The sequence below is a fragment of the Agitococcus lubricus genome (assembly GCF_003051055.1).
In the GTDB taxonomy this organism is placed as follows: domain Bacteria; phylum Pseudomonadota; class Gammaproteobacteria; order Pseudomonadales; family Moraxellaceae; genus Agitococcus; species Agitococcus lubricus.
The window spans coordinates 92,360-114,879 of sequence record NZ_QAON01000010.1 but is presented as its reverse complement, the minus strand read 5'-3'; the positions used below and the strand labels follow the sequence as shown (position 1 = coordinate 114,879).

29 protein-coding genes are annotated in these 22,520 nt (G+C 43.8%); 20 read left to right on the top strand and 9 right to left on the bottom strand.

Annotation, left to right across the window (positions count from 1 at the left end; translation table 11 throughout):
• The 6 genes from urtC to C8N29_RS10970 all read left to right on the top strand — a co-directional run bounded on the left by urtC (window position 1) and on the right by C8N29_RS10970 (window position 4,130).
• Window positions 1-1,137 carry an urea ABC transporter permease subunit UrtC gene (urtC, locus tag C8N29_RS10995; protein ID WP_107866113.1) on the top strand — a complete coding sequence of 379 codons (1,137 nt, stop codon included), beginning with the start codon at window positions 1-3 and terminating at the stop codon, window positions 1,135-1,137.
• Window positions 1,138-1,187: 50 nt separating this feature from the next.
• Window positions 1,188-1,967, top strand: coding sequence for an urea ABC transporter ATP-binding protein UrtD (gene urtD, locus C8N29_RS10990; RefSeq protein WP_107866124.1), 780 nt, complete (start codon window positions 1,188-1,190; stop codon window positions 1,965-1,967).
• A gap of 51 nt (window positions 1,968-2,018) precedes the next feature.
• Complete coding sequence (urtE, locus tag C8N29_RS10985) at window positions 2,019-2,714, top strand: urea ABC transporter ATP-binding subunit UrtE (protein WP_107866112.1); 696 nt, start codon at window positions 2,019-2,021, stop codon at window positions 2,712-2,714.
• Between the two features lie 55 nt (window positions 2,715-2,769).
• Window positions 2,770-3,045, top strand: a complete 276-nt coding sequence (locus C8N29_RS10980) for an ATP-binding protein (RefSeq protein WP_107866111.1) — start codon at window positions 2,770-2,772, stop codon at window positions 3,043-3,045.
• An 83-nt stretch (window positions 3,046-3,128) separates the two neighbouring features.
• Complete coding sequence (locus C8N29_RS10975) at window positions 3,129-3,569, top strand: MarR family winged helix-turn-helix transcriptional regulator (RefSeq protein ID WP_107866110.1); 441 nt, start codon at window positions 3,129-3,131, stop codon at window positions 3,567-3,569.
• Between the two features lie 111 nt (window positions 3,570-3,680).
• Window positions 3,681-4,130, top strand: a complete 450-nt coding sequence (locus C8N29_RS10970) for an organic hydroperoxide resistance protein (RefSeq protein WP_107866109.1) — start codon at window positions 3,681-3,683, stop codon at window positions 4,128-4,130.
• Window positions 4,131-4,176: 46 nt separating this feature from the next.
• On the opposite strand, the gene C8N29_RS10965 is transcribed toward C8N29_RS10970, so the two are convergent.
• Window positions 4,177-4,962: a CHAP domain-containing protein gene (locus C8N29_RS10965; RefSeq protein ID WP_107866108.1), complete on the bottom strand. Its 786-nt coding sequence runs from the start codon at window positions 4,960-4,962 to the stop codon at window positions 4,177-4,179.
• Window positions 4,963-5,112: 150 nt separating this feature from the next.
• Between C8N29_RS10965 and C8N29_RS10960 the strand changes: the two genes are divergently transcribed.
• A complete protein-coding gene (locus C8N29_RS10960) occupies window positions 5,113-6,153 on the top strand; it encodes an RNA methyltransferase (RefSeq protein ID WP_107866107.1) in 1,041 nt (346 codons plus the stop codon).
• 124 nt (window positions 6,154-6,277) lie between these two features.
• On the opposite strand, the gene C8N29_RS10955 is transcribed toward C8N29_RS10960, so the two are convergent.
• Together C8N29_RS10955 and C8N29_RS10950 are read right to left on the bottom strand one after the other, a co-directional pair.
• Window positions 6,278-7,171, bottom strand: a complete 894-nt coding sequence (locus tag C8N29_RS10955) for an alpha/beta fold hydrolase (RefSeq protein ID WP_107866106.1) — start codon at window positions 7,169-7,171, stop codon at window positions 6,278-6,280.
• 230 nt (window positions 7,172-7,401) lie between these two features.
• Complete coding sequence (locus C8N29_RS10950) at window positions 7,402-7,644, bottom strand: DUF2798 domain-containing protein (protein WP_239987095.1); 243 nt, start codon at window positions 7,642-7,644, stop codon at window positions 7,402-7,404.
• A gap of 251 nt (window positions 7,645-7,895) precedes the next feature.
• Here C8N29_RS10950 and C8N29_RS10945 point away from each other — a divergent pair, with 251 nt between their 5' ends.
• The 11 genes from C8N29_RS10945 to C8N29_RS10900 all read left to right on the top strand — a co-directional run bounded on the left by C8N29_RS10945 (window position 7,896) and on the right by C8N29_RS10900 (window position 16,405).
• Complete coding sequence (locus tag C8N29_RS10945; RefSeq protein WP_107866104.1) at window positions 7,896-9,008, top strand: putative solute-binding protein; 1,113 nt, start codon at window positions 7,896-7,898, stop codon at window positions 9,006-9,008.
• 320 nt (window positions 9,009-9,328) lie between these two features.
• Complete coding sequence (gene mnmG / locus C8N29_RS10940) at window positions 9,329-11,215, top strand: tRNA uridine-5-carboxymethylaminomethyl(34) synthesis enzyme MnmG (protein ID WP_107866103.1); 1,887 nt, start codon at window positions 9,329-9,331, stop codon at window positions 11,213-11,215.
• A 73-nt stretch (window positions 11,216-11,288) separates the two neighbouring features.
• A complete protein-coding gene (gene rsmG, locus C8N29_RS10935; protein WP_107866102.1) occupies window positions 11,289-11,912 on the top strand; it encodes a 16S rRNA (guanine(527)-N(7))-methyltransferase RsmG in 624 nt (207 codons plus the stop codon).
• Between the two features lie 113 nt (window positions 11,913-12,025).
• Window positions 12,026-12,805, top strand: a complete 780-nt coding sequence (locus C8N29_RS10930) for a ParA family protein (protein ID WP_107866101.1) — start codon at window positions 12,026-12,028, stop codon at window positions 12,803-12,805.
• Window positions 12,802-13,698 carry a ParB/RepB/Spo0J family partition protein gene (locus tag C8N29_RS10925; RefSeq protein ID WP_107866100.1) on the top strand — a complete coding sequence of 299 codons (897 nt, stop codon included), beginning with the start codon at window positions 12,802-12,804 and terminating at the stop codon, window positions 13,696-13,698. Before C8N29_RS10930 ends, C8N29_RS10925 begins: the two co-directional genes overlap by 4 nt.
• 89 nt (window positions 13,699-13,787) lie before the next feature.
• Entirely contained in the window at window positions 13,788-14,195 is a 408-nt protein-coding gene (locus tag C8N29_RS10920) for a hypothetical protein (protein ID WP_146164456.1), read from the top strand.
• A gap of 113 nt (window positions 14,196-14,308) precedes the next feature.
• A complete protein-coding gene (locus C8N29_RS16675) occupies window positions 14,309-14,548 on the top strand; it encodes a hypothetical protein (protein ID WP_146164455.1) in 240 nt (79 codons plus the stop codon).
• Window positions 14,549-14,623: 75 nt separating this feature from the next.
• Window positions 14,624-15,061, top strand: coding sequence for a hypothetical protein (locus C8N29_RS10915; protein ID WP_146164454.1), 438 nt, complete (start codon window positions 14,624-14,626; stop codon window positions 15,059-15,061).
• A 54-nt stretch (window positions 15,062-15,115) separates the two neighbouring features.
• Window positions 15,116-15,439, top strand: a complete 324-nt coding sequence (locus tag C8N29_RS10910) for a hypothetical protein (RefSeq protein ID WP_107866097.1) — start codon at window positions 15,116-15,118, stop codon at window positions 15,437-15,439.
• A 1-nt stretch (window position 15,440) separates the two neighbouring features.
• On the top strand, window positions 15,441-16,088 hold the full coding sequence (locus C8N29_RS10905; protein WP_107866096.1) for an SRPBCC family protein: 648 nt from the start codon (window positions 15,441-15,443) through the stop codon (window positions 16,086-16,088).
• Window positions 16,085-16,405, top strand: coding sequence for a hypothetical protein (locus tag C8N29_RS10900; RefSeq protein WP_107866095.1), 321 nt, complete (start codon window positions 16,085-16,087; stop codon window positions 16,403-16,405). Before C8N29_RS10905 ends, C8N29_RS10900 begins: the two co-directional genes overlap by 4 nt.
• Before the next feature lie 5 nt (window positions 16,406-16,410).
• Here C8N29_RS10900 and C8N29_RS10895 read toward each other — a convergent pair whose 3' ends face one another.
• The 3 genes from C8N29_RS10895 to gshA all read right to left on the bottom strand — a co-directional run bounded on the left by C8N29_RS10895 (window position 16,411) and on the right by gshA (window position 19,696).
• On the bottom strand, window positions 16,411-17,019 hold the full coding sequence (locus C8N29_RS10895) for an outer membrane beta-barrel protein (protein ID WP_170106966.1): 609 nt from the start codon (window positions 17,017-17,019) through the stop codon (window positions 16,411-16,413).
• A gap of 141 nt (window positions 17,020-17,160) precedes the next feature.
• Entirely contained in the window at window positions 17,161-17,652 is a 492-nt protein-coding gene (locus C8N29_RS10890) for a disulfide bond formation protein B (protein ID WP_107866093.1), read from the bottom strand.
• 484 nt (window positions 17,653-18,136) lie between these two features.
• Complete coding sequence (gshA, locus tag C8N29_RS10885; protein ID WP_170106965.1) at window positions 18,137-19,696, bottom strand: glutamate--cysteine ligase; 1,560 nt, start codon at window positions 19,694-19,696, stop codon at window positions 18,137-18,139.
• A 229-nt stretch (window positions 19,697-19,925) separates the two neighbouring features.
• Between gshA and C8N29_RS10880 the strand changes: the two genes are divergently transcribed.
• Both C8N29_RS10880 and C8N29_RS10875 read left to right on the top strand, forming a co-directional pair.
• Window positions 19,926-20,393, top strand: coding sequence for a hypothetical protein (locus C8N29_RS10880; RefSeq protein WP_107866091.1), 468 nt, complete (start codon window positions 19,926-19,928; stop codon window positions 20,391-20,393).
• On the top strand, window positions 20,341-20,802 hold the full coding sequence (locus tag C8N29_RS10875; RefSeq protein WP_107866090.1) for a hypothetical protein: 462 nt from the start codon (window positions 20,341-20,343) through the stop codon (window positions 20,800-20,802). Before C8N29_RS10880 ends, C8N29_RS10875 begins: the two co-directional genes overlap by 53 nt.
• Here C8N29_RS10875 and nfi read toward each other — a convergent pair.
• The 3 genes from nfi to C8N29_RS10860 form a co-directional block, all read right to left on the bottom strand.
• Window positions 20,792-21,472: a deoxyribonuclease V gene (gene nfi, locus C8N29_RS10870; protein WP_107866089.1), complete on the bottom strand. Its 681-nt coding sequence runs from the start codon at window positions 21,470-21,472 to the stop codon at window positions 20,792-20,794. The genes C8N29_RS10875 and nfi overlap by 11 nt on opposite strands.
• 146 nt (window positions 21,473-21,618) lie before the next feature.
• Window positions 21,619-21,759 carry a DUF2256 domain-containing protein gene (locus tag C8N29_RS10865; protein WP_107866088.1) on the bottom strand — a complete coding sequence of 47 codons (141 nt, stop codon included), beginning with the start codon at window positions 21,757-21,759 and terminating at the stop codon, window positions 21,619-21,621.
• Window positions 21,760-21,762: 3 nt separating this feature from the next.
• Window positions 21,763-22,485: an SDR family NAD(P)-dependent oxidoreductase gene (locus C8N29_RS10860; RefSeq protein WP_107866087.1), complete on the bottom strand. Its 723-nt coding sequence runs from the start codon at window positions 22,483-22,485 to the stop codon at window positions 21,763-21,765.
• Window positions 22,486-22,520: the final 35 nt, after the last annotated feature.

Below are 22,520 nucleotides of genomic sequence, written 5' to 3'. Positions count from 1 at the left end.
ATGTTGACACAACGCTTATTTAGCCACGACAAAGGCGGTATGGTATTGCTGGCAGTGTTAGCTTTACTCGCCATCTTTATTCCTATCTTAAATTTAGCCGTTCCTGCGGACTCGGTATGGCATGTCTCTAGTTATACCGTGACCTTATTAGGCAAATTTTTATGTTATGCCTTATTGGCCTTATCGCTGGATTTGATTTGGGGCTACTGCGGTATTTTATCCTTAGGGCATGGTGCATTTTTTGCCTTGGGTGGTTATGGCATGGGCATGTACTTAATGCGTCAAATTGGTGAACGTGGCGTATATGGTAATCCAGAATTGCCTGATTTTATGGTGTTCCTTAACTGGCAAGAACTACCTTGGTATTGGTATGGCTTTGACAACTTTGCTTTTGCCATGTTGATGGTAGTGTTAGTCCCTGCCTTACTGGCGTTTGTCTTTGGTTGGTTAGCGTTTAGGTCAAGAGTCACGGGGGTGTATTTATCCATTATTACTCAGGCCTTAACTTTTGCCCTCATGTTAGCCTTTTTTAGAAATGAGATGGGCTTTGGTGGCAATAATGGCTTAACCGATTTTAAGGATATCTTAGGTTATTCGTTGGCCAGTGATACGGTGCGTATTACCTTGTTTTTGGCATCTGTTTTGGCCTTAGCCAGTGCCTATTTGGCCTGTCGCTGGATAATCAGCTCGCGTTTTGGGCGGGTGATTACTGCCATCCGTGATGCCGAAAGTCGTACCCGATTTTGTGGTTATGCCGTCGAATCCTATAAATTATGGTTGTTTGTGTTTTCGGCAATCTTGGCAGGTATTGCAGGTGCTTTGTTTGTGCCGCAAGTAGGCATTATTAATCCCAGTGAATTTGCCCCCTTAAATTCCATTGAGCAAGTGGTTTGGGTGGCGGTGGGCGGACGTGGCACGCTTTATGGTGCAGTCGTTGGCGCATTTGCGGTCAACTTTACCAAAACGTGGTTTACATCGGCCTATCCCGAAGCATGGTTGTTTGCTTTAGGTGCATTGTTTGTTTTAGTCACCTTATTTTTGCCAAAGGGCTTAGTGGGGTTATGGCAAATGATTCGACCTGCCAAAGATATGTCTAAGCATTCTGAATCTGCTCCTGTGCAAGAGGTGAAACCATGATTTGGTCTACATCGGCAAAACCCGCCACCAAAGGACGTGTACCCGTCAATATGACATCGGATTTAGACAGTCCGTTATTGGTCGATACCGTACACGGGCCTGTGTTGTATTTAGAAGACGTCTCTGTCAGTTTTGACGGTTTTAAGGCGCTCAATAATTTATCGCTGTACATCAATGACGGTGAGTTACGTTGCATTATTGGCGCGAATGGCGCAGGCAAAACGACCATGATGGATGTGATTACGGGCAAAACCCGACCCGATTCAGGCACGGTGTTTTTTGGGCAACGTATTGATTTATTGACACTTAACGAACAGCAAATCGCTAATGTTGGCATTGGTCGTAAGTTTCAAAAGCCGACGGTGTTTGAAGCCTTAACGGTATTTGAAAATCTAGAGTTAGCCATGTCGTCCAATAAAAGTGTTTGGGCGAGTTTGTTGCACAAGCTCTCAGGTGAGCAACGTGACCAAATTGAGGAAGTCTTAGCCTTGATTGGTTTACAAGAGATTCCGCATCGATTGGCAGGTATTTTGTCACACGGGCAAAAACAATGGTTAGAAATTGGCATGTTACTAATGCAAAACCCGCGCGTATTGTTGGTGGATGAACCTGTTGCAGGTATGACCAGTCAAGAAACCGAACGTACAGCCGAACTTTTAGTCTCCTTAGCAGGTACACATTCCGTGATTGTGGTCGAACATGACATGGCGTTTGTCCGTTCTATTGCGCGTACCGTCACCGTATTGCATCAAGGCTCAGTATTAGCCGAAGGCTCTATGGACGAAATTCAAGCCAACCCTAAAGTGATAGAAGTGTATTTAGGCGAGTAAAGACAGTGTTAACGTCCACCGTCATGGGTCTTAGAAAATCAGGATAACATCATGCTACGCATTGAAGGTCTCAATCAGTTTTATGGCCAAAGCCATATTTTATGGGATATTGACTTAAAAATTCGTCAAGGTTCCTGCGCTTGTTTAATGGGGCGTAACGGTGTTGGCAAAACCACATTCTTAAAATGCGTGATGGGGCTATTACCACACAAAACAGGAGAGGTTTGGTTTGACAATCAAAACCTCAATAAATATGCCACAGAACAACGTGCGCGTTTAGGCATAGGCTATGTGCCGCAAGGACGAGAAATTTTTCCGTTACTGACGGTTGAAGAAAATCTGAAAATCGCACTGAGTGGCCGTAAAGATAAGCTCAAACACATTCCTAGCCATATTTACGATATGTTTCCTGTGCTCAAAGACATGCGTCAACGACGTGGTGGTGATTTGTCGGGTGGACAACAACAACAGTTAGCTATTGGCCGTGCCTTAGTGTTAGACCCTAAACTCCTCATTTTAGACGAACCGACCGAAGGCATTCAGCCCAATATCGTCAAAGATATTGGTGAGGTGATTCGTAAACTCAATCATCAGTTAGGTATTACCGTGTTATTGGTAGAGCAAAAATTACCCTTTGCGCGTGCCTATGCTACGGACTTTCATATCCTCAATAAAGGTCGGTTGGTTGCCGAAGGCGAAATTAGCCAACTCACAGACGATATCGTGCAAGCACATTTAAGTGTGTAAGGGCAGTACGGTGTGTTATAACAGGCAGAGTGTGTGAACGATATAGAGTTTATCCATGTCTGTGACGCGTATTCCCACGCATACTATCAGTGAGTTACAGCCTAAAGCAGTCGCCTTAGCTGTGGTTGACACCACACGTTGTACAGGCTGTGGCCGTTGCGTGGCTGCATGCCCGCCCCATGTCCTATGGTTAGATAATACGCACCCCAAAGGTTGGGGTAAAAAAACCGCTGTTTTACATAGCCCTGAACAGTGTACGGGTTGTGCAAAGTGTCATCTTGTTTGCCCGTTTGATGCCATTCGTATGCAACGTATGGCGCAGCCAACATAAGTCTAAGCAAAGAATAACTAAAAAAATTGCAAGATAATATATAGTGTGCTATATATTAGCGCATTATATATTAAGGTGTTGTCATGTCTAATCCGCTGGCTTTAGAAAATCAACTTTGTTTCGCTGTCTACTCAACGATGTTGGCACTCAACAAAACCTATCGCCAAGTCCTAAAACCATTGGGTTTGACTTATCCGCAATATTTGGTGATGTTGGTGCTGTGGCAACAAGATGAGCAAACCGTCTCGGGTATTGGTGAGCGTTTATTTTTAGATTCTGCTACCTTAACCCCCTTGTTAAAACGTTTGGAGTTTATGGGCTTAATTACCCGTCAGCGTTCGACGCAGGACGAGCGGCAAGTCATTATTAATTTAACGCCAATGGGCAACGATTTACATGCGTTAGCACAAGCCGTGCCCTCATGCATGATTGCCGCCATCCAGCGTGACCCAGAGCATCTACAAAGTCTACGCAGAGAGCTAGAAATTGTCCGTTCGGCCTTATTTGCCCATGCGGCCAATTAGAGGGAGGGGACAATCATGCCCGTCCTTTTTGCATTAAGTAGTGTGCTATTAAATTGTTTATTAGTTATTTTGCTGTCCGTGTACAGCGTTCGTCAAGAGAGGATAGAAGTCATGTCTTTAGATAAAGTGTTATATCAAGCCACTGCTACGGCAACAGGTGGTCGTGATGGTCGCGCCGTGACGCGAGATGGTATGGTCGATTTACGTTTAACCACGCCTAAAGAATTGGGGGGCTTTGGTGGCGATGGTGTGAATCCTGAGCAGTTATTTGCCTGCGGGTATAGTGCGTGCTTTTTAGGAGCGATGAAATTTGTCGCTATGCGCGATAAATTGGCCATGCCGTCAAATAGTCAAGTCACAGGTACGGTCGGTATTGGCCCCATTGCCACAGGTTTTGGATTAGAGGTGGCATTGACAATTTATGTACCCAATATGCCACTCGAGCAAGCCCAATTGTTAGTGGAACGTGCACATCAGGTATGTCCTTATTCTAATGCAACGCGTCAAAATATCGATGTCCGTTTACATGTCATTACCGACCAAGCCTTACTCTCTATTTAATTAAGAAACGGCGATGAGGACGCACATCATCGCCTGTTTGCACATCTTAAAAGCTACTGTAATCAATAAAGCCTTTATTGATAGAATTGATTTTGCGTTTTAACTGATACACGCCACCGCCTTCACGGCTCAGACTGGCATCGGTATTGCCTTCAATGGTCGTAATCCACCCGTCACTGACCTCAATCACAATGCCTGTATGTCCCAAACCTTTGCCATAATCCATAATAAAAACCATACCTACTTTGATTAACTGTGGATTAGCCTGTGCTTGTGCGGCGGTAATACGCGCAATCCCTTTTTTACCCGCACCATTCCAATGCGCCAAGCAGCCTGCGGTTTTAATCATTGGATTGGTTTTTTGTAGTTTTTTGGCTGCTTCATCAAAACACCAATAGACAAAAGCACAGCACCACGATAAACCCAAGCCTGCACCTGCACGTTGTAAATAAGCGTCTACTTCTTTACCTCGATTAGAGTTTTTTGGGTGCTCACGTACATTCTTTTTCTTTTCTACCGTTGCCATCGCAATCACTTGCTTTAACAGGGCGCTTGCCGCCTGTTTTTGGCGGTCAGCCGCCGTCTCAAATAACGCATTCCAAGTCAATAGGCCAATTTCGCCATCAATTTTTAGAGGATTACCTTCATGGTCGGTAAAACGACTTTGAAACAGCTTGACCATTTGTTTCGTGCTAGTACCAAAGTTAGGGTTTTGTGTGTCTAGGGCTTGTGATGAGGCAAGTACTAATTTTTGATTAAGTTGTACTTTGATAGCTTTGACTAATTCGGCATCGGTTTCACCGAGTTTGATAATACGATTAGGATAATTCATGGATGCACACTCCTATTTTAGGTATATCCCTTCAAAAAAGAGGTGCGCAATCATCGCGGACACATCTTCCTTGATGGTCAATGCTCAGCCATACAGGCTAAGGGTGACAGCTTTATAGCAGATTAAGACAACTACTGCTATCATAGGCTGATGTATATCTCCGACCTTAATCAACGACTCAGCAACTTGGGTGCACAAGCCGTACACCGCGAGCGCATTGTACGCGCGTGGTTACAGGGACGCGCCTTGCATACGGGTGCGCGCCGTTGTGATACCGAAGCCTTCTTACCCTTATCTGTACGTCAAGGCCTGCCACAACTGACGCATGATTTAGACCAACTTGCGCGCGTCCGTTCTGAGCATCCTGCCGATGATGGTTCGGTGCGCTTATTATTGGACTTGCCTGATGGCCAAATGGTCGAAAGTGTTTTATTGCCGCGTGATGGTGTATGTATCTCGACACAAGTGGGCTGTGCAGTCGGTTGTCGTTTTTGTATGACAGGTAAAAGTGGTTTATTGCGCCAAGTCAGCAGTTTAGAAATGGTTGCCCAAGTTGTACAAGCCCGTCGGCGTCGACCTGTCAAAAAAGTCGTCTTTATGGGCATGGGAGAACCTGCACACAACTTGGATAATGTGTTAGAGGCGATTGATGTACTAGGAACAGATGCCTTTATTGGGCATAAAAACCTTGTTTTGTCGACCGTTGGCGATAGGCGTGTTTTTGAGCGTTTACCCACTTTACGTGTGAAGCCTGCCTTAGCCTTATCTTTACATACCACCAAAGCCGATTTGCGTGTTCATTTATTACCTAAAGCGCCCATTATTAGTCCAGAAGAACTACTGGAATTAGGCGAATCTTATGCACGCTTAGTTAACTACCCTATTCAGGTGCAGTGGACATTACTCAAAGGTGTTAACGATGGGGATGATGAGCTAGACGCGATTTTACGGTTGTTCAAAGGCAAGTATGCCGTCCTTAATTTGATTCCATTTAATGCCTTAGAAGGTGATGATTATCAACGGCCAGACGGCCAACGCATCATAGACATAGTGCGTTATTTACACAGTCGCGGGGTGATTACGAAAGTGCGCAATAGTGCAGGGCAAGAGGTCGATGGCGGCTGTGGTCAATTGCGTGCACGTGCAGTAGATTTAGTAAATACGCGCCGTTTACAGCAGCGCTCAGTCTAGTGCTTATGCAAGCATAGAATCGCTTAGGCCGTCGTCACTCTTCATGCAGAATAGAAGACGGCCTGACCGTACCAGCCTAAAAAGAGGGCTTTCACAACCCCAATCAACCTGTCTAATCACCGCATTAATAGCGCTTAATAAACTGGCGTACGGCGTCAGCAAAGACCTCGGGTTGGTCTAATAATAATTGCCAATGGCCACCTTGAATCTCGGTACGCTCTAAATTGGGCGCCCATTCCTCTAAATAATTATATAAATGGGGACGTACAAAATGGTCATCCAAAGCAACCAATAAATTGATGGGTACGGCACTGTAACGTGCACGAGGTGCCAGTACGCGCGGCAACATATTGGCACGATATAACTGAATGCCGTTGACACCATCAATCAGTTGGTTGGGATTGGGTTCTGCATGTTTGACGTTTTCAATCTTAGCCAACACCTTGTGCCAATGCTTAGCCAAACCTGCGCGCCAAATGGTTGGCGCTAATAAAGGTGCTTGGAACATAAAAATATACCAAGAATGCAACGCCTGATTCATGATATAGCTTAAATGTTCGGCATTTGGCTGACTAATGTATCGTCTTAACAGCTTGCCTACATGGTCTAAACACGGACCCGATAAGGTGCTATAAGAGGCTATACGGTGTTGTAGTGCAGGGTCTGTCACCGACTCCCACGTTTGAATCGAACCCCAATCATGAGCCACTAAATGCACAGGTCGGTCGGGACTGACGGCATTCATCACCGCTTGTAAGTCTTGGCTTAATTTCGCTAAGGTGTAATCCCGAATACGTTTAGGAAGGCTGGATGCGCCACTGCCGCGTACATCATACGTCACGACATGAAACTCATCTTCTAAAAGAGCAACGACTTTATCCCACACTTCATGATTGTCGGGATAGCCATGAATGAAAATGACGGTCGGTTGCGCTGGATTACCGCGTTGATAAACCGCCAGTTGTACCTCGTCAGATTGGACATAAAAACTTGGGGCATAGGACATAGCAGCAGTCATAAATGAACTCCTTAGTGAGTCATGGCGCTGACTCAAATAATAGACCCTCGGTCATAGATAAAAAATACATGACAAATATCACTGTTGTCACGATACCCTACGCGGTAAAAAATAGTGATATCTATCTGGCTGCCAGTCTCTTGGCAGCTCCAAAAGTATACTGACTATGACACTAAACAAGGTTACATTATTTGATGGTAATAAACAGTTTTTTTTGTGAACTGAGCAGTTTACTCATTGCCCACGAGATAAGATACGAGTTTTTGTACCAAAGGTACGACCAGTAAAATGCTGGGAAAAGCGACCATAAACGCAAATCCCCATGCATGGAGCCATAGATACAGCAGGCCATCCACAAAACCGATATTAAATGTGGTGATGACAAAAGACATAATGCCCGACATCAGTAACGACATCAAAAAGGCAAAAACATAACGACTGTATTTAACGGGAATCTTAGCGCGAATCATCATAACGCTCCTCGGGGGATAGAGTCTGAGAATATGCACTACGCATAGCAGATGATTATCGTTTATAGCAAGTCTAAACAATAGAGAGGAAGGTGTTTTGTCGGTATATACCTGAGATAGGTCGAATGAATCGCACAGCGTATAACTTGCCATAAACCAAGCAACCTGCTACTACTTAATGACTAAAAGAAAATAATTGCTTTTTGCATTTATCAACAAACACCCGTGATGGGTGCACAAAAAAGGATGATTTTATGTTTCCGTCTGTCAAAAAACTCCTATCCAGTCTTGTCCTCGCCACCAGTGTATTGGCCCTAGCACCTGCGCAAGCTGCCGATTTAATTCCGTTAGCCAAAGAAATTAAACCGAATGCCAAAGGCTTGCCGCCTGCGTTTACGAAGCCCTTAAAGGTGTCTATTTGTTTCTTGGATATGCAGGGGACAAGTGGTGAGTTTTATAGTCGAGCTAAAGACTTAGCCTTAATTGCACGCCGTTGGAATATGATTGCCGATTTTAAGGTCATGGCCAATGAACGCCAAGTGGTAGACAGTTTTAAGGAAGGCAAATGCGAAGCAGCCGTCATGCCCACCTTACGCGCGCGTGAATTTAATCTGTTTATGGGGAGTGTTGATGCCATCGGCGCGATTCCCAGTTATCAGCATATGCGGTTATTATTAAAAACCTTATTCGACCCCAAATTAGAGCCGTTAACCATTACAGGCCCTTATCAAGTCGTCAGTATTTTTCCTGTAGGTGCACAATATTTGCATGTGCGTGACCGTACATGGGAAACCCCCAAAGATTTAGCCAACAAAAAAGCCTCGGTCTTAGACTGGAACGTGTCCTTAAGCCAAGCCATGAATAAAATGGGGACACAAGCGGTGGCAGCCGATATTGGCCACTACACGGCGGCCTTTAATAAAGGCGAAACAGACATGATTGTCGCACCTGCGGTGGCCTACTGGCCGTATGAGTTACATACAGGTTTGGCCAATAACGGCGGTATTTACAGTACGCCTGTGATGCAAATGACCGCCAGTTTAATTATCAACCGTGATTTACTACAAAAGAAAACGAATGACTTAGATAATCGGGTCGCCGCGTTTCGTTCCATTACCTCGCAATTTTTAGATGAAATGCTAGACCGTTTATTTTTGACCATTAACACTGCCGAAACACAAATCCCCAAAAAATATTGGATGATTTTAGAACCTGAGCATGAACGTCAATATCAAGATGCCTTACGTCAAGCACGCATACAATTAACACAAGAGGGCGTGTATGATGCCAAAATGATGAAAGTGCTCAAAAAGGTACGTTGTAAAATAGAACCCAATGCTGCCGAATGTACCCGAAGTGACGAATAAGCCCCGTCGTTGCCGCTCAAAGCATGCCTCCTATTAATGGGAGGCATCTTCCAAGACTCGCCTTCAGTCAACTGTTGATACGTGGATTGTGGCATACAGGCCAAACCCCAACCGCCGCTATAAAAATAACACTAACTCTATCGCCAATGCCCACGCTATAATATTAGGTTAAATTACAGCTTAAGCCTGACGTATTTTGCCAAATGCTCGCGTAGGTTGTGCTCTCCAAATAATATGGGGCGAGATATGCACAAACCCGCGTTCAACGTGTAAGACCTAAGCTGATAGTGCCTAATGGTTTCTTATTGCGGTGTGGTGTTATGCGTTATCCTAAAGTTTATGATGTGATTGTGATTGGTGGTGGTCATGCGGGTACAGAGGCAGCATTGGCTGCCGCGCGTATGGGCTGTCAAACCCTATTATTAACCCACAATATCGAAACTTTAGGTCAAATGAGCTGTAACCCAGCCATTGGTGGTATTGGCAAAAGCCATTTAGTCAAAGAAATTGACGCAATGGGCGGAGCAATGGCCTTAGCCACCGACAAAGGTGGCATCCAATTTCGGGTATTAAATGGTAGCAAAGGGCCAGCTGTCCGCGCCACACGCGCCCAAGCCGACCGTGTACTTTATAAAGCGGCTGTGCGTAGCATTCTTGAAAACCAAGCTAACCTCGATATTTTTCAACAAGCGGCTGATGACTTGATTGTCGAAGGCGACACCGTCAAAGGTGTGATTAGCCAAACAGGTATTCATTTTTCTGCCACTTCTGTGGTGTTAACCACAGGCACGTTTTTGGGTGGCACGATTCACATTGGTTTAGAAAATTACCGTGGTGGTCGTGCAGGTGACCCCCCGTCCATTGCTTTAGCGCATCGTTTACGTGAATTGCCTTTGCGTGTTGGCCGTCTAAAAACAGGCACACCGCCGCGTATTGATGCCAAAAGTGTGGATTTTAGCGTGATGACCGAACAACCAGGTGATACACCCACGCCTGTCATGTCTTATTTGGGTAATGCCGAGATGCACCCCAAACAAATCAGTTGCTGGATTACCCATACCAACGAAAAAACCCATGACATTATTCGCAGTGGTTTAGATCGTTCACCGATGTACACAGGTGTGATTGAAGGTGTAGGCCCACGTTATTGCCCGTCTATTGAAGACAAAATTCATCGTTTTGCCGACAAATTATCACACCAAATTTTTATCGAACCCGAAGGTTTAACTACGCACGAATTGTATCCGAATGGTATTTCCACCAGTTTGCCGTTTGATGTGCAAATTCAATTAGTTCGCTCAATGAAAGGTTTAGAAAACGCCCATATTATTCGACCAGGCTATGCCATTGAGTACGATTATTTTAATCCACAAGATTTGCAACATACCCTCGAAACCAAAGTGATTAAAAACTTATTCTTTGCAGGGCAAATTAACGGCACGACAGGGTATGAAGAAGCAGGTGCACAAGGTTTATTAGCAGGTATTAACGCAGGTTTACGCGCCCAAGACAAAGAGGGCTGGTATCCAACTCGTGACCAAGCCTATTTAGGGGTATTGGTTGATGACTTGATTACCTTGGGTACAAAAGAACCCTACCGCATGTTTACCTCACGCGCTGAATATCGTTTGTTGTTGCGTGAAGACAATGCCGATGCGCGTTTAACCGAAATTGGTCGCAAACTAGGCTTAGTGGATGATGTGCGTTGGCGTGTCTTTAGCGAAAAGCAAGAAGCCATTGCCCAACAAACCCAACGCATGAAAGAAACCTTTATTCATCCACAAACCGAATTGGCGCAACGCTTTACCGAAATGACTGGCCAAGAATTAGCGCGTGAAAACAATTTGTTAGACTTGTTAAAACGCCCACAAGTGAGCTTTGAACAATTGGCCAGCTTAACAGAGGCACACGTTGCGCCTGAAGTGGGTGAGCAAATTGAAATCAGTGCTAAATACAGTGGTTATATTGATCGTCAACAAGAGGAAGTGGCGAGATTACGCCAATCCGAAGAAATGGTGATGCCACCAGATTTTGATTATGACCGTGTACAAGGTTTATCAAACGAAGTACGCGCCAAATTAAAAGCCATTAAACCTGCAACGTTGGCACAGGCTGGCCGTATTTCGGGCGTGACGCCTGCGGCGGTGTCATTGTTGATGATTTATTTGAAAAAGAGCGGTTTAGCCAATATGAAATTGGTGGGCTAAACGCACGTGCTGACGATTGAGGGGCAACGATTTTTGCCCCTGACCTTATCTCTGTCTAAAATTTTATCCTATTATGTCTACGCCTCAACAACTACTGCATCAAGGTATTGACCAACTCGGCTTGACTATTGCATCCCAAACCATGACCCAGCTTGAGTGTTATGTGGCTGCTTTACAAAAATGGAATGCCGCTTTTAATCTCACAGCTATTCGTGAGCCTAAAGATATTGTCATTAAACATTTTTTGGACTCACTCACGGTATTACCTCATCTCAAACATGACACTTTATTAGATGTGGGCACAGGTGCGGGCTTTCCGGCCTTAGTGTTGGCGATTGCCCAACCGCAATTACAAGTCGATTTGTTAGACAGTAATAGCAAAAAAACCCGTTTTTTACGGCAAATGGTGGCCGAATTGGCACTCAACAATGTCCGTGTACATCATGCGCGTGTCGAGCAGGCCAATTTGCCGCCACAAGCCCAAGTCATTAGCCGAGCGTTTTCCAGTTTGGCAGATTTTTGTCAATGGTGTGAACATTTATTGGCTGAGGATGGCGTATTGTTGGCGATGAAAGGACAATACCCACAAGCAGAAATAGATGACATGCCTGTCACAATGCGCGTGTTATCATCAACGCCCTTGCGTGTGCCTTTTTTAGATGACGCCCGACATTTATTGGTATTGGGACGAGCATAATTACCGATTCCTTATGAATGGCGTGCTAGGAGTGGGTAAAAGCCCCCATTCTAACTCTCCCTCTAAATTAGGGGAGAGAAGACTGCAATTTTTTGTATTCAGGAAGTCACAAAATGACACAAATTTTAGCCATCGCTAATCAAAAAGGTGGTGTGGGTAAAACGACGACCTCCGTGAACTTAGCTGCCTCGTTAGCGGCAGTGAAACGTCGCGTGTTATTAATCGATTTAGACCCCCAAGGTAATGCCACGATGGGGTCTGGTGTAGATAAAAATGCTTTATCTTATTCGGTGTATGACGTGTTATTAGGGGATACCCCCATTAAAGTCGCGATTCACAAAACACCCAAAGCCAAATACGACGTCTTGGGGGCAAATCGGGATTTAAGTGGTGCAGAAATCAGCTTATTTGACCTAGAGCGTCGTGAGTTGCGCTTAAAAGAGGCCTTAGAGCACATTAAAAAAAGCTATGATTTTATTTTAATCGACTGTGCACCTTCCTTAAGTATGCTGACCTTAAACGCCTTAGTGGCTGCGGACGGTGTCGTCATTCCCATGCAATGCGAATACTATGCCTTAGAAGGGTTAGCCGATTTAACCAATACCATTGAACGTATGACGGTCAAATTAAATCCACATTTACAAATTCGTGGCATTTTACGCACCATGTTTGACCCACGAAACACCTTAGCCAATGATGTGTCACAAGAGTTAATCAAACATTTTGGCGATAAAGTATTTGAAACGGTGATTCCCCGTAATGTCCGTTTGGCCGAAGCGCCTGCACATGGTGTGCCTGTGATGTATTATGACAAAGGCTCACGCGGCGCATTTGCGTATTTAAGTTTAGCGGCGGAATTGATTAAAAAAGATAAAAAGAGAAAAACGGTATGAGTAATAAAAAACGAGGCTTAGGGACGGGACGGGGTTTAGATGCCTTACTGGGTGCAGTACGTCAAGTTCGTGAAGACGTTGCTGCCGTTGAGGCTGACAGCACAGCGCCTGCGGTGATTAACAGTCTACAGCAACTGCCTCTCGACCAATTACAGCGTGGCCGTTATCAACCGCGTCGGGATATGAATCCCACAGCCTTACAAGAATTAGCTGACTCTATTAAAGTACAAGGCGTGATGCAGCCCATTGTGGTACGGCCTTTAGCGGAGCAGCGTTATGAAATTGTCGCAGGTGAGCGCCGTTGGCGCGCCGCCCAAATGGCAGGTTTAGAAACGATTCCTGCGGTGGTGCGTGATATTCAAGATGATACCGCGATGGCGATGGCATTGATAGAAAATATCCAACGTGAAGACTTAAACCCAATGGAGCAAGCAACGGCGATGCACCGTTTTGTAGAGGAGTTTGAGTTAACCCATCAACAAATTGCCGAAGCAGTGGGCAAAGCCCGCGCTACGGTCAGTAATTTATTGCGCTTAATAGCCTTACCCCGTGAAGTCAAAACCTTGTTAGAACACGGTGATTTAGAAATGGGGCATGCCCGTGCGCTATTGTCCTTACCTGAATTACAACAAACAGAAACCGCTCGTCTTATTGTGGATAAAGGCTTATCGGTACGACAGACCGAAGCCTTGGTGCGGAGTTTATTAACAGCGAAAGATAAACCTGTGGAAGATAAGCGCGTAGATGCTAATGTTGCACAACTGCAACAGCGTTTATCGGATACTTTGGGAGCGGCCGTACAGATTGATTACAACAAAAAAGGTCAAGGCCGTTTGGTGATTCGTTATAACTCATTTGAAGAGTTGGATGGTATTTTGGCGCATATTCAGTAGCATGGGTTGAGGAACGAAACCCATGATGTTATTTGAACGTTGAGGGATTCTTTCCTTAGCCTGTGCTACGCACAACGACGATTGTGATAATGGCGTATATCAATATGGATATTAATAATCATATAGAGTCATATCGTTTTGCGGACCTTAGCTATTTATGGGCAAAGGAGCGGCTTGAACATGAGTTTATTATTGCTCGTCAACTGGCTTATGCCTTTATCAAGCAAGGCTTACGAATACAAAGTCAAGATGCGCGTTGGTTGAGTGGGCAGTCGGGACGGTTTGTATTACGTCGAGAGCCATGCTTGGGTTATAGTCCGACTATGGGGCAACTCCCTGTGATTATGCGAGCTACTGCATTTAACCATCTGCTTGCATTAAGCGATAGCAAAATAGAGCCAAATTTTAATTTACTCTATGAAGAGTTTATTAGTAGACAAGATTTTGAGCGTTGGCTTACACAGCAGTCTATAACTAAACCGCATTTTTGGTTTTGAATAGTCAACGTCTTTCACGTTGAATCAATGTGGATTCGCATAACGAACATCATCCTGTTGTTTGGGTTTTCTGGGTTTCCCGCGTCAACCCACATATTGGGGAAATTATCAAAATGAGCCGCTCCAGACGTCATACGCCAAAATGTGGAATATGTAAGTGTGACAGTGAAAAATCCGATAAAAAAATATGGCATCAGCGTATGCGTGCCGCCATTAGACACTATTTACATGCGACTAACCGTGACGAAAAATTGCCGCCACAGATTAAAGAAGTCTCTAATGTGTGGGCGTTTGGTAAAGATGGCAAAGTTTGGTTTAATCCGAAATATCATCCTGAGTTAATGAGAAAATAGACAGTCCAGATGAGTGATGCCACATAGCTCATGGCCTTAATTGGATAGGTTGAGCATACAGAGATGACGCAATTCATGCAGCATTCCGACATAGTGTATAAAACTTGCCTATTATTGGTTCATCATTTTCACAACCTCATCTACCACAGTGACAGAAAAACAGGTTTTCACACCAGAATCTTTTCGCATGTACTGCACCCTGAGAAAGCCTTTGTCTATGTTGGTCAATCTGAAAAGGTCACTGCTGAAACGCCTACTCATCTTGAGCATGTTGTTCCTTGCGCCATACTCATCAGCGAATGTAAGCGGTTAATCAAGGCAGGAAACCATACTCTCCAAGACATTGCGGTGTTATTGCAAACACATTGGAACGTGGCGATTATCACTAAAAAAGAACAAACCTTTCTAGATGTTGACTTGGGTTATAAATCAACGATGCCCGATGGTTGGACATTTGAGACAGGAAATACATTGGCTCGATTTGAATTGGCTAAGATTCGCCTCTGTGCCTGAGTCCTCCTTAACCTGCTTTTATAACAAGCCCTTACACGATTCCTCTTTTAATTTATGTCTCAGTTTATACACTACAAACATCAGCAGCTTTCAAGCGAACAAATTGTCGCCTATGCCCAACAATATCAAGATGAAGATATGTGGCAACTGACAGGCCAAGATGAAAATTATTTTCCCTTTTTAATTGGCCAGTCTTTGACAGACTTTCGTATTGTGTATTGGTCAAAACGCCACGGTATTATGGATTATGCTGATGATGACCCTGTACGTTACTATGCGTTTGCATACTGGTTAGCTGAAAATATGCACCCTGTGTTTGCCAGCCAAGCCGAAGCAGAACAACATGCCTTAGCCCGAGAGTGGCCACGAGTAGAGTAATATGCCATTTTTGTTTGTGATTTTGTTAAGTTTGCTCAGTCTGTGCAATATCGCATGGGCGTCAGACTGGCAACTCAGTAAAACAGACAATAAGCGTCAAATTCAGGTGTATACTCGTAGTCAAGAGAGCAGTCCGTATGATGAGTTTTATGCTAAAACGGTGGTTGCCCAGCCCATAGATACGGTGGTTGCGGTGTTGTCGGATGTGTCGGCATGGCCACAATGGTTAGCGCGCTTGAAACTTGTCAAAGTGTTAGAAAAAAAGCCGAATCAGTTTTGGTTATACTCGGTTTATAAACTCCCTTATCCCTTTGTCGAACGTGATGCCATCTTACATACCTTATTGATGCGTGAACCAAAAACAGGCGTGGTGCGTGTTGAGGTAGAAGCCTTAGCCAATTACACCTTGTCTCTGCCTATCGAAGTCAAACGTGTCAGGATGACAAATTTACAAAGTACATGGCGTTTAACGCCTTTAGCCAAAGGTGGAACGCTGATTGAGTTATCGGGACGGGGTGAGCCAGAAGGTTTAATGCCTGCCCTGATTTTTAACTATAATTTAGCTGATGAACCCCAACAAACTTTGCGGCTGTTACGCCAAATGTTATTACGTCCTCAGTATCAAACAGGACTCAAAAAACCATCATGACAGTTGCAAAAATCCTCTTTAATAACCGTTCTGCTAAAGTTTACGCGTTATTGTCGGCCTTAGTCGTGCTATGGCTAGGCGGATTTTTTAAGGATGAAGGTAAAATTATTCGTGTCTATGAGGCGCCAGCCGTGATTGAGACAGTGTACGAAAAAGCCTATTTGGTGCGTTTAGACGATGGCCGCAAAGCACGCGTGATGCGTGACATTGAGGCCAAACTTGCCGAACGGGTATTACTAAAAATTACCCGTTATGACACACAACAAGAGAAAGCGGTGGTTGTGGCTAAACTAGCACCAGACGATACAGAGGAGTAAACAAATTATTGTAAGGTCACCTGTATGCCCACACCCATAAAACTCACATCATCTTCACCCGTTGTCTCTTCGTTCCCCGCATCCATGAGTAATTGATACTCACCCATCAACCCAATATGTTCGTTGAGTGGCAGTCTAAAGCCAAGCCCCAAAATAGGGTCTAGGCTGGTATCGTTTTCGGAGGAAGAGGCTTTGATATTTTGTTGAAAATTTTGGCCAAAAGCCTTCACCTCAACAAAGCTAATGGCTAAACCGCCTCGCATATAAACCGCAGCCTTAGCGATAGGGGCGTTAATTTCAAGTTGTGCCGCCACCGCAGACGCTTTGGCAGAGATTTGTAGCTGAGCCACGCTATTAGCCCCATTAATCTCAAATTGACCAAAATCTATATAACTAAAATTAGCGCGCAAATTCGTGTTAATGAGTTGACTGACACCGACGCGAAAGGCACGGTCTGTATCTTCACAGAGGTTACTGTCAAAATCATCACAGAAGGTTTTGGCTTGGCTTTGACCAAATGCCGCTTCTATTAGCGTGCGCGGCTCGTCGGCATAACTGAACGAGCACATACTGAGTAAAGCACTGACGCTCAGTGCGCGGTAGAAGGCAATCATGATAAACCCTATCATTTATTTTAGAGGGTATAGGGTATACGAGGAACTTAACCTTGAAAAGAGGAGTTAAGGTCTCGTGAGAGACTTAGCGGAGAGAACTGCTGACCTACAGTCAGCAAACATGTTGCGAATCCATGGTGGCTAATCTTTACGTACTATTTGCCATACCGAGACAACTGCTAACCCAATAAACAGGGCCAATGTCCATTCGGGTAGACTTAAACCCAGTAACGTCCAATCGACTTTGGCACATTCGCCCGACCCCTTAAATACTTTAGCAATCACGTCTTGTAAGGGAAAAGTCTCCATCCAATAATCCAAACCCGGCCCACAAGCAGGGACTTCATCCGCAGGTAAATGTTGTAGCCATACATGACGGCCTGCCACCGTTAAACCCCATGCCGTAGAAACTAAGGTCAGCCCTGCATAAATACGCCGACCTAACACGGCAGGATTATGAATAGCCGCAACTAAGGCGCTTATGCCAATACCAATCACCGCAAAGCGTTGAAAAATACAGAGTGGACAAGGTTCTAAATGCTGAAAATGTTGTAAATACAAGGCAAAGGCGATGCTGATGCCGCTTAAAATAAACAAAGCTACATTGGTTAGTCGTGGTGAGGGTAACGTCATGTGATGGCTCTCAAAAAACGGCAGTAAGTTCTTTCTTGAGATAATGCTGGTCAGTTAAGAAAAAATGGGTACAACTACCCTTCGACTCCGCTCAGGGAACGTTTTTGCGTTGACTGAGCGGAGTCGAAGTCGGTAAAAAGCTTAACTGATTAGCATTACCTCATGGACTACATAAAACATTCCAACAAACTATTTCTAACTCAAAATAACGTAAGCCACAGTAAGCATACTGTTATTTAACCTGAGTTCGGGATAAAAAAATGTTAATTTCTTGAATTTTATATAGAAATTATTTCAAGCTCCTATGACAGCCGCCTTCCGCGGGACTGACTTTGGTTTCGGCCAAAGTCAGCAAAACCATTTCGTGGTGCAAAACTCGCCATCCATGGCTCAAACAGTTGCACCACAACGTCCCAACAGTGTCTTTGACGTTATAAACAGTCATATTTCAACTAAAAAGCCGTAGGCTTATCCCGAACTCAAGTTATTTAATATATTCTGCTAAAAATGCATCAAAACTGAGCGTATCGCTGTCTTCAATCGCTTTTTGGGCAGCTAAGGATTCTTGCGCTTGCTCGGTAAACAAGGCCACTCGCTCAGCCGACAAAGGCTGACTTAAAAAGTAATCACGATGTTGTTCGGCAATCGCTGCGCCAAAGGCAAAAAAGCTATTGTTGTGTTTAGCCATTTCTGCCAATACTTGTGCGGCATAAGTCAGTTCTGGGTGTTCAATTTTAGCAATTTGTTGGTCGATAGATTCGCTGTAACGGGTAGTTTGATGAGACTCATCCAACACTAAGGCAACAGCACGCATTTCATTTAATAAAGTTAAGGCGTGTGTTTTAAAGTCTGCGGCTTGGCCATTGATGGTGACTTGTAAGGCTGGCGCACGGCCTTGCTCAACCATTTGCTCTTGGCGAATAGACAATTCGTGGTATTCGTCTTCGGCAAAAAACTCACTGTCACTTAATACGCTATGTAAGGCATACACTTCTAAAAAGTGTGCGGTTGGCTTATCAATACCAATTGGGCTAAATGGATTGAGGTCAACACAGCGCATTTCGATGTATTCAATACCACGCGCTTTGAGAGCTTGGGTAGGTTTTTCGCCACGTTGAGTGGTTTGTTTGGGGCGAATTAAACCATAATATTCATTTTCGATTTGCAAGACATTAGCATTCATTTGCTGATAAATGCCGTCTTTTTTCACGCCAATATCGGCAAACGGTGGATAGGGCGTGTGAATGGCATTGCTTAAATTATCAATATAATCAGGTAGATGGTTATAAGATACTTGTAAGTCGCGTTGTACGGTATTTTGATAACCCAAACGGCTCATGCGTAAAGAAGTGGCATATGGCTGATAGAGTGTGCCTGCACTTAAACTGGCTAAGCCATGCTGACGGCCTAATAAGAAACAGGCACAGACCGCAGGGCTTGCACCTAATAAATACAATAATAAAAAGCTATGGCGTTGAAAATTACGAATTAAGGCAAAATATTTTTCGTTAATAAATTCTTGAGGGTCTTGGTTGTTTTGGCTGGCTTGTTGCCATGCTTGCCAAAATTCGCTAGGGAATGACAAGTTATAGTGAATGCCTGCAATGGTTTGCATTTTGCGGCCATAACGCACGCCCAAGCCATGACGATACAAGGTTTTGAGTTTGCCAATATTGGATTCGCCATAATATGCCAGTGGAATTTGGCTATCTTCTAAACCAATCATGCAGGGCATAGAGTTAAGCCATAAGCGTTCTTCGCCCATATTTTGATAACAAAAGCGATGTAGGTCTTCTAAAAAGTCCAACGTTTCATCAATGCTTTTGGTGGCAGGGGTAATCAGCTCGATTAAGGCTTCGGAATAATCGGTGGTGATGTGTGGATGGGTTAATGCTGAGCCTAAAGCACGCGGATGCTCGGTTTGGCTAATCATGCCATCTTTGCTCATGCGTAAGGCTTCTTTTTCTAAACCCCGACGCATATTTTTTAACACGGTGGCTTGAGGGCTTAACCAAGCAAGTTGTTGTTGCAATTGTGCGTTCATGGGGCTTCTCAAAATTAAAGACAAATTTGCACATTTATGGGGGTGAAGGGGGAATTTTGCAAATGTTTTGTTGTAGATTGATGAAGGGTGAGTGTATTTTGGGGCGACTTGGAGTATGACAGCATAGGTAGCCTGTATGAAGTATAGCGAAATACAGGAATATTGAAACATAGCATGATTGCTGTGTGATGGTACACTTTGTATAGGCTGCGTCATTGGAGAAACATTAATGCTAAGGGTCATAGCTAGCGCACTTAAGCTTGAAAATAACCGATATTTATATCAAGAGACCCTTTTTAATGGCATCGCATTTTATATGGTTGGTGATGTTGTTGACAGGGTTTGTCAATTTGTCGATGGTGTTAATAAAGGTGATTATGTATTTGAGTGTCTTGCACAAAAGCAATCTTTAATAGCAATTGATGCAGATGCACTGGAATCTGAATACGAAATTGAACCATTTTTATTTCGAGAAAAACTGTTTTCAGGTATTGCTTATGATTTTGACCGTGATAGATGTGTGGAAATTGCACTTTATCAAGAAGGATTTAAATACTATAGCGAGTCTTGGTATTATTCTGGAGAATTAGGAGTATTGACTGTCGATGATAGTTCATTATATCAAGACTTCTTATGGTATCTAAATGGTAATTATCAGCAAATTCATTTACAAGAAAAAAAACTTCTTTTACTTTAAAGTAAAATTTACAGAACAAGGTGTATGTACCTGCATAAGTATTGAGGGCAGTTACTTTGATAGAGTTTGTGAGCTTAAAGAGCAATTAAAAGTATTATATTTACAATCTAAATCGGCATTTTCATCTCTCAAGATTTCATCGCGTCTTCATTTATCGGGAGACGCTATAGATGACGAGCTTTTAACGTATTTAAGGTTGGCAATAGGATTTTCAAATCTGAGTAAGATTTCTCTTTACGAAACATCAATATCGCCTCAGGGGATTTTGCAGTTAATTGAAGCTACTAATTTGCAAGAGCTCTCAATAGATGATTCTAGTAATAAACTAGCAAATGTTGCACATCTGATAAAAAAGACAAAGCTACCGAATTGTTTGGTTCAGTACAATGATAATGAGATTAACCCTTGATAGTGAGTTTTTGGCGTACTAAATGGTCTGCGGCTCTTGTTGTTTCAGGTAGACGGTATTTAGTGGAGAGTTTCAAAATCCATGCACAGGCTGTTGCTAATGAGACACGATTTCCAATAGAAACATAAACAGGCTTAATGCTATCTTGTGTTCTTAAGGTACAACCAATAATTTCATGATTGTCAATTAGGGGTGTCATTGCACCTCTATTTTTTTCAGGTTCACAATATTCGCCCATTAAACGTGTTTTGCCACAACCAATAGTGGGAATATCAAATAAAACGCCTAAGTGACAAGCTAAGCCAAAACGTCTTGGATGAGCCAGTCCTTGACCATCACATACGATTAAATCTGGCGTAATTTGGAGGTTTTTTAGAGCTTCAATAACAGCTGGTAATTCTCTAAATGAAAATAGGCTAGGAATATAGGGAAATTGGGCTGTATTTTCAGCAGTCGATTGTTCAATGATCTCAAGTGTCTTTGCATCAATAACAACCACCGCAGCTATAATTTTATCGCTGGTTTTATCATAAGCAACATCTACCCCTGCAATATTTTTTACTTCACCCAAACAATCTTCTGTTATAACTTGAGTGGCCAGTTCATGTTGAAGTTGGAGAGCTTGTTCTTCGCTCAAGTTCCAAGAATGTGTAATAATTTGAGGCTTCATAACAGATAATCGCTAATATCATCTGTATTATCTTAACTGAAAAGCGTGTGTTGAGGCACGAAAACCGCAACAATCATTTTAAGCTAATCGTGGGTTTTCGTCGTCAACCACACGCTACTTTTAGATGATAAAAACTATTTAGCTCATCATCTACTACGCCGACACCGTTCCGAGCAATATTGCACTTCAGACCAACATTTTTCCCATTTTTTGCGCCACGAAAAAGGGCGTTGGCAAACCACACAAATTTTGGTCGGTAAGTCGGCTTTCGCAATCCGTTTGGGCATAGATTAGCCCTTAGGTCTAAGCGTAGAGCGACCACCATCCACATGCAAAATTTGCCCTGTTAGCCAACTGCTATCACGACTTAATAAAAAACACGCCAACGCTGCGATATCGTCTGCTGTGCCTAAACGTGGAATGGGGTGTAAATTGGCAATGGCTTCTGCCACAGTGGGATTGTTGGTTAATGAAGCGGCTAACGGTGTAGCAGTTAATGAAGGCGCAATGGCATTGACCCGAATATGAGGCGCAAACTCTGCTGCTAAAGCCAAGGTTAAACCATTAACAGCGGCTTTAGCCATGCTAATTGACGCATGACTACTAAAGCCTTGTTGGCTGGCAATACTCGAAAAAAACACTACGGAGGCTGAGCCATTTTTTTTCAAGGTTGGAAAAGCCGCTTGTGCCGCTAAGGCTGCGCCAACACTGTTGATAGCATAATCTTGTTGAAAGTCTTCAATCGTTAGTCGGCGTAAAGGTTTTAGGTTAATGCTCCCCACCGCATACACCAAACCTGTCAATTGTTCACCTGCTTCGGCAGTTGCTTGGGCAAATAATTCAGGATTTGTCACGTCACCACAGGTATAACTTGCGCCTATCGTTTGGGCAAAGGCTGCCAATTTTTCAGCATCACGCCCCACTAAATGTAGGTGTTGGCCTTGTTGATGTAGGCGTTTAGCAATGGCTTGGCCAATGCCGCCGCTGCCACCATAAATAAGCGTTGTTGTCATGATGTCTAATACAGTCTGTGATTAATTTTTTGATT

Coding starts and splice junctions, on each gene's coding strand:
- C8N29_RS10965 (WP_107866108.1), bottom strand. CDS start 4,962: ATGAATTATCCTAATCGTATTATCAAACTCGGTGAAACCGATGCCGAA.
- C8N29_RS10970 (WP_107866109.1), top strand. CDS start 3,681: ATGTCTTTAGATAAAGTGTTATATCAAGCCACTGCTACGGCAACAGGT.
- urtC (WP_107866113.1), top strand. CDS start 1: ATGTTGACACAACGCTTATTTAGCCACGACAAAGGCGGTATGGTATTG.
- C8N29_RS10860 (WP_107866087.1), bottom strand. CDS start 22,485: ATGACAACAACGCTTATTTATGGTGGCAGCGGCGGCATTGGCCAAGCC.
- C8N29_RS10960 (WP_107866107.1), top strand. CDS start 5,113: ATGTATATCTCCGACCTTAATCAACGACTCAGCAACTTGGGTGCACAA.
- C8N29_RS10895 (WP_170106966.1), bottom strand. CDS start 17,019: ATGATTGCCTTCTACCGCGCACTGAGCGTCAGTGCTTTACTCAGTATG.
- C8N29_RS10875 (WP_107866090.1), top strand. CDS start 20,341: ATGGTAATTATCAGCAAATTCATTTACAAGAAAAAAAACTTCTTTTAC.
- C8N29_RS10955 (WP_107866106.1), bottom strand. CDS start 7,171: ATGACTGCTGCTATGTCCTATGCCCCAAGTTTTTATGTCCAATCTGAC.
- C8N29_RS10890 (WP_107866093.1), bottom strand. CDS start 17,652: ATGACGTTACCCTCACCACGACTAACCAATGTAGCTTTGTTTATTTTA.
- C8N29_RS10915 (WP_146164454.1), top strand. CDS start 14,624: ATGCAGCATTCCGACATAGTGTATAAAACTTGCCTATTATTGGTTCAT.
- C8N29_RS10905 (WP_107866096.1), top strand. CDS start 15,441: ATGCCATTTTTGTTTGTGATTTTGTTAAGTTTGCTCAGTCTGTGCAAT.
- C8N29_RS10925 (WP_107866100.1), top strand. CDS start 12,802: ATGAGTAATAAAAAACGAGGCTTAGGGACGGGACGGGGTTTAGATGCC.
- C8N29_RS16675 (WP_146164455.1), top strand. CDS start 14,309: ATGAGCCGCTCCAGACGTCATACGCCAAAATGTGGAATATGTAAGTGT.
- urtD (WP_107866124.1), top strand. CDS start 1,188: ATGACATCGGATTTAGACAGTCCGTTATTGGTCGATACCGTACACGGG.
- C8N29_RS10945 (WP_107866104.1), top strand. CDS start 7,896: ATGTTTCCGTCTGTCAAAAAACTCCTATCCAGTCTTGTCCTCGCCACC.
- urtE (WP_107866112.1), top strand. CDS start 2,019: ATGCTACGCATTGAAGGTCTCAATCAGTTTTATGGCCAAAGCCATATT.
- rsmG (WP_107866102.1), top strand. CDS start 11,289: ATGTCTACGCCTCAACAACTACTGCATCAAGGTATTGACCAACTCGGC.
- mnmG (WP_107866103.1), top strand. CDS start 9,329: ATGCGTTATCCTAAAGTTTATGATGTGATTGTGATTGGTGGTGGTCAT.
- nfi (WP_107866089.1), bottom strand. CDS start 21,472: ATGAAGCCTCAAATTATTACACATTCTTGGAACTTGAGCGAAGAACAA.
- C8N29_RS10975 (WP_107866110.1), top strand. CDS start 3,129: ATGTCTAATCCGCTGGCTTTAGAAAATCAACTTTGTTTCGCTGTCTAC.
- C8N29_RS10980 (WP_107866111.1), top strand. CDS start 2,770: ATGTCTGTGACGCGTATTCCCACGCATACTATCAGTGAGTTACAGCCT.
- C8N29_RS10950 (WP_239987095.1), bottom strand. CDS start 7,644: ATGATGATTCGCGCTAAGATTCCCGTTAAATACAGTCGTTATGTTTTT.
- C8N29_RS10930 (WP_107866101.1), top strand. CDS start 12,026: ATGACACAAATTTTAGCCATCGCTAATCAAAAAGGTGGTGTGGGTAAA.
- C8N29_RS10920 (WP_146164456.1), top strand. CDS start 13,788: ATGGCGTATATCAATATGGATATTAATAATCATATAGAGTCATATCGT.
- gshA (WP_170106965.1), bottom strand. CDS start 19,696: ATGAACGCACAATTGCAACAACAACTTGCTTGGTTAAGCCCTCAAGCC.
- C8N29_RS10865 (WP_107866088.1), bottom strand. CDS start 21,759: ATGCCCAAACGGATTGCGAAAGCCGACTTACCGACCAAAATTTGTGTG.
- C8N29_RS10910 (WP_107866097.1), top strand. CDS start 15,116: ATGTCTCAGTTTATACACTACAAACATCAGCAGCTTTCAAGCGAACAA.
- C8N29_RS10900 (WP_107866095.1), top strand. CDS start 16,085: ATGACAGTTGCAAAAATCCTCTTTAATAACCGTTCTGCTAAAGTTTAC.
- C8N29_RS10880 (WP_107866091.1), top strand. CDS start 19,926: ATGCTAAGGGTCATAGCTAGCGCACTTAAGCTTGAAAATAACCGATAT.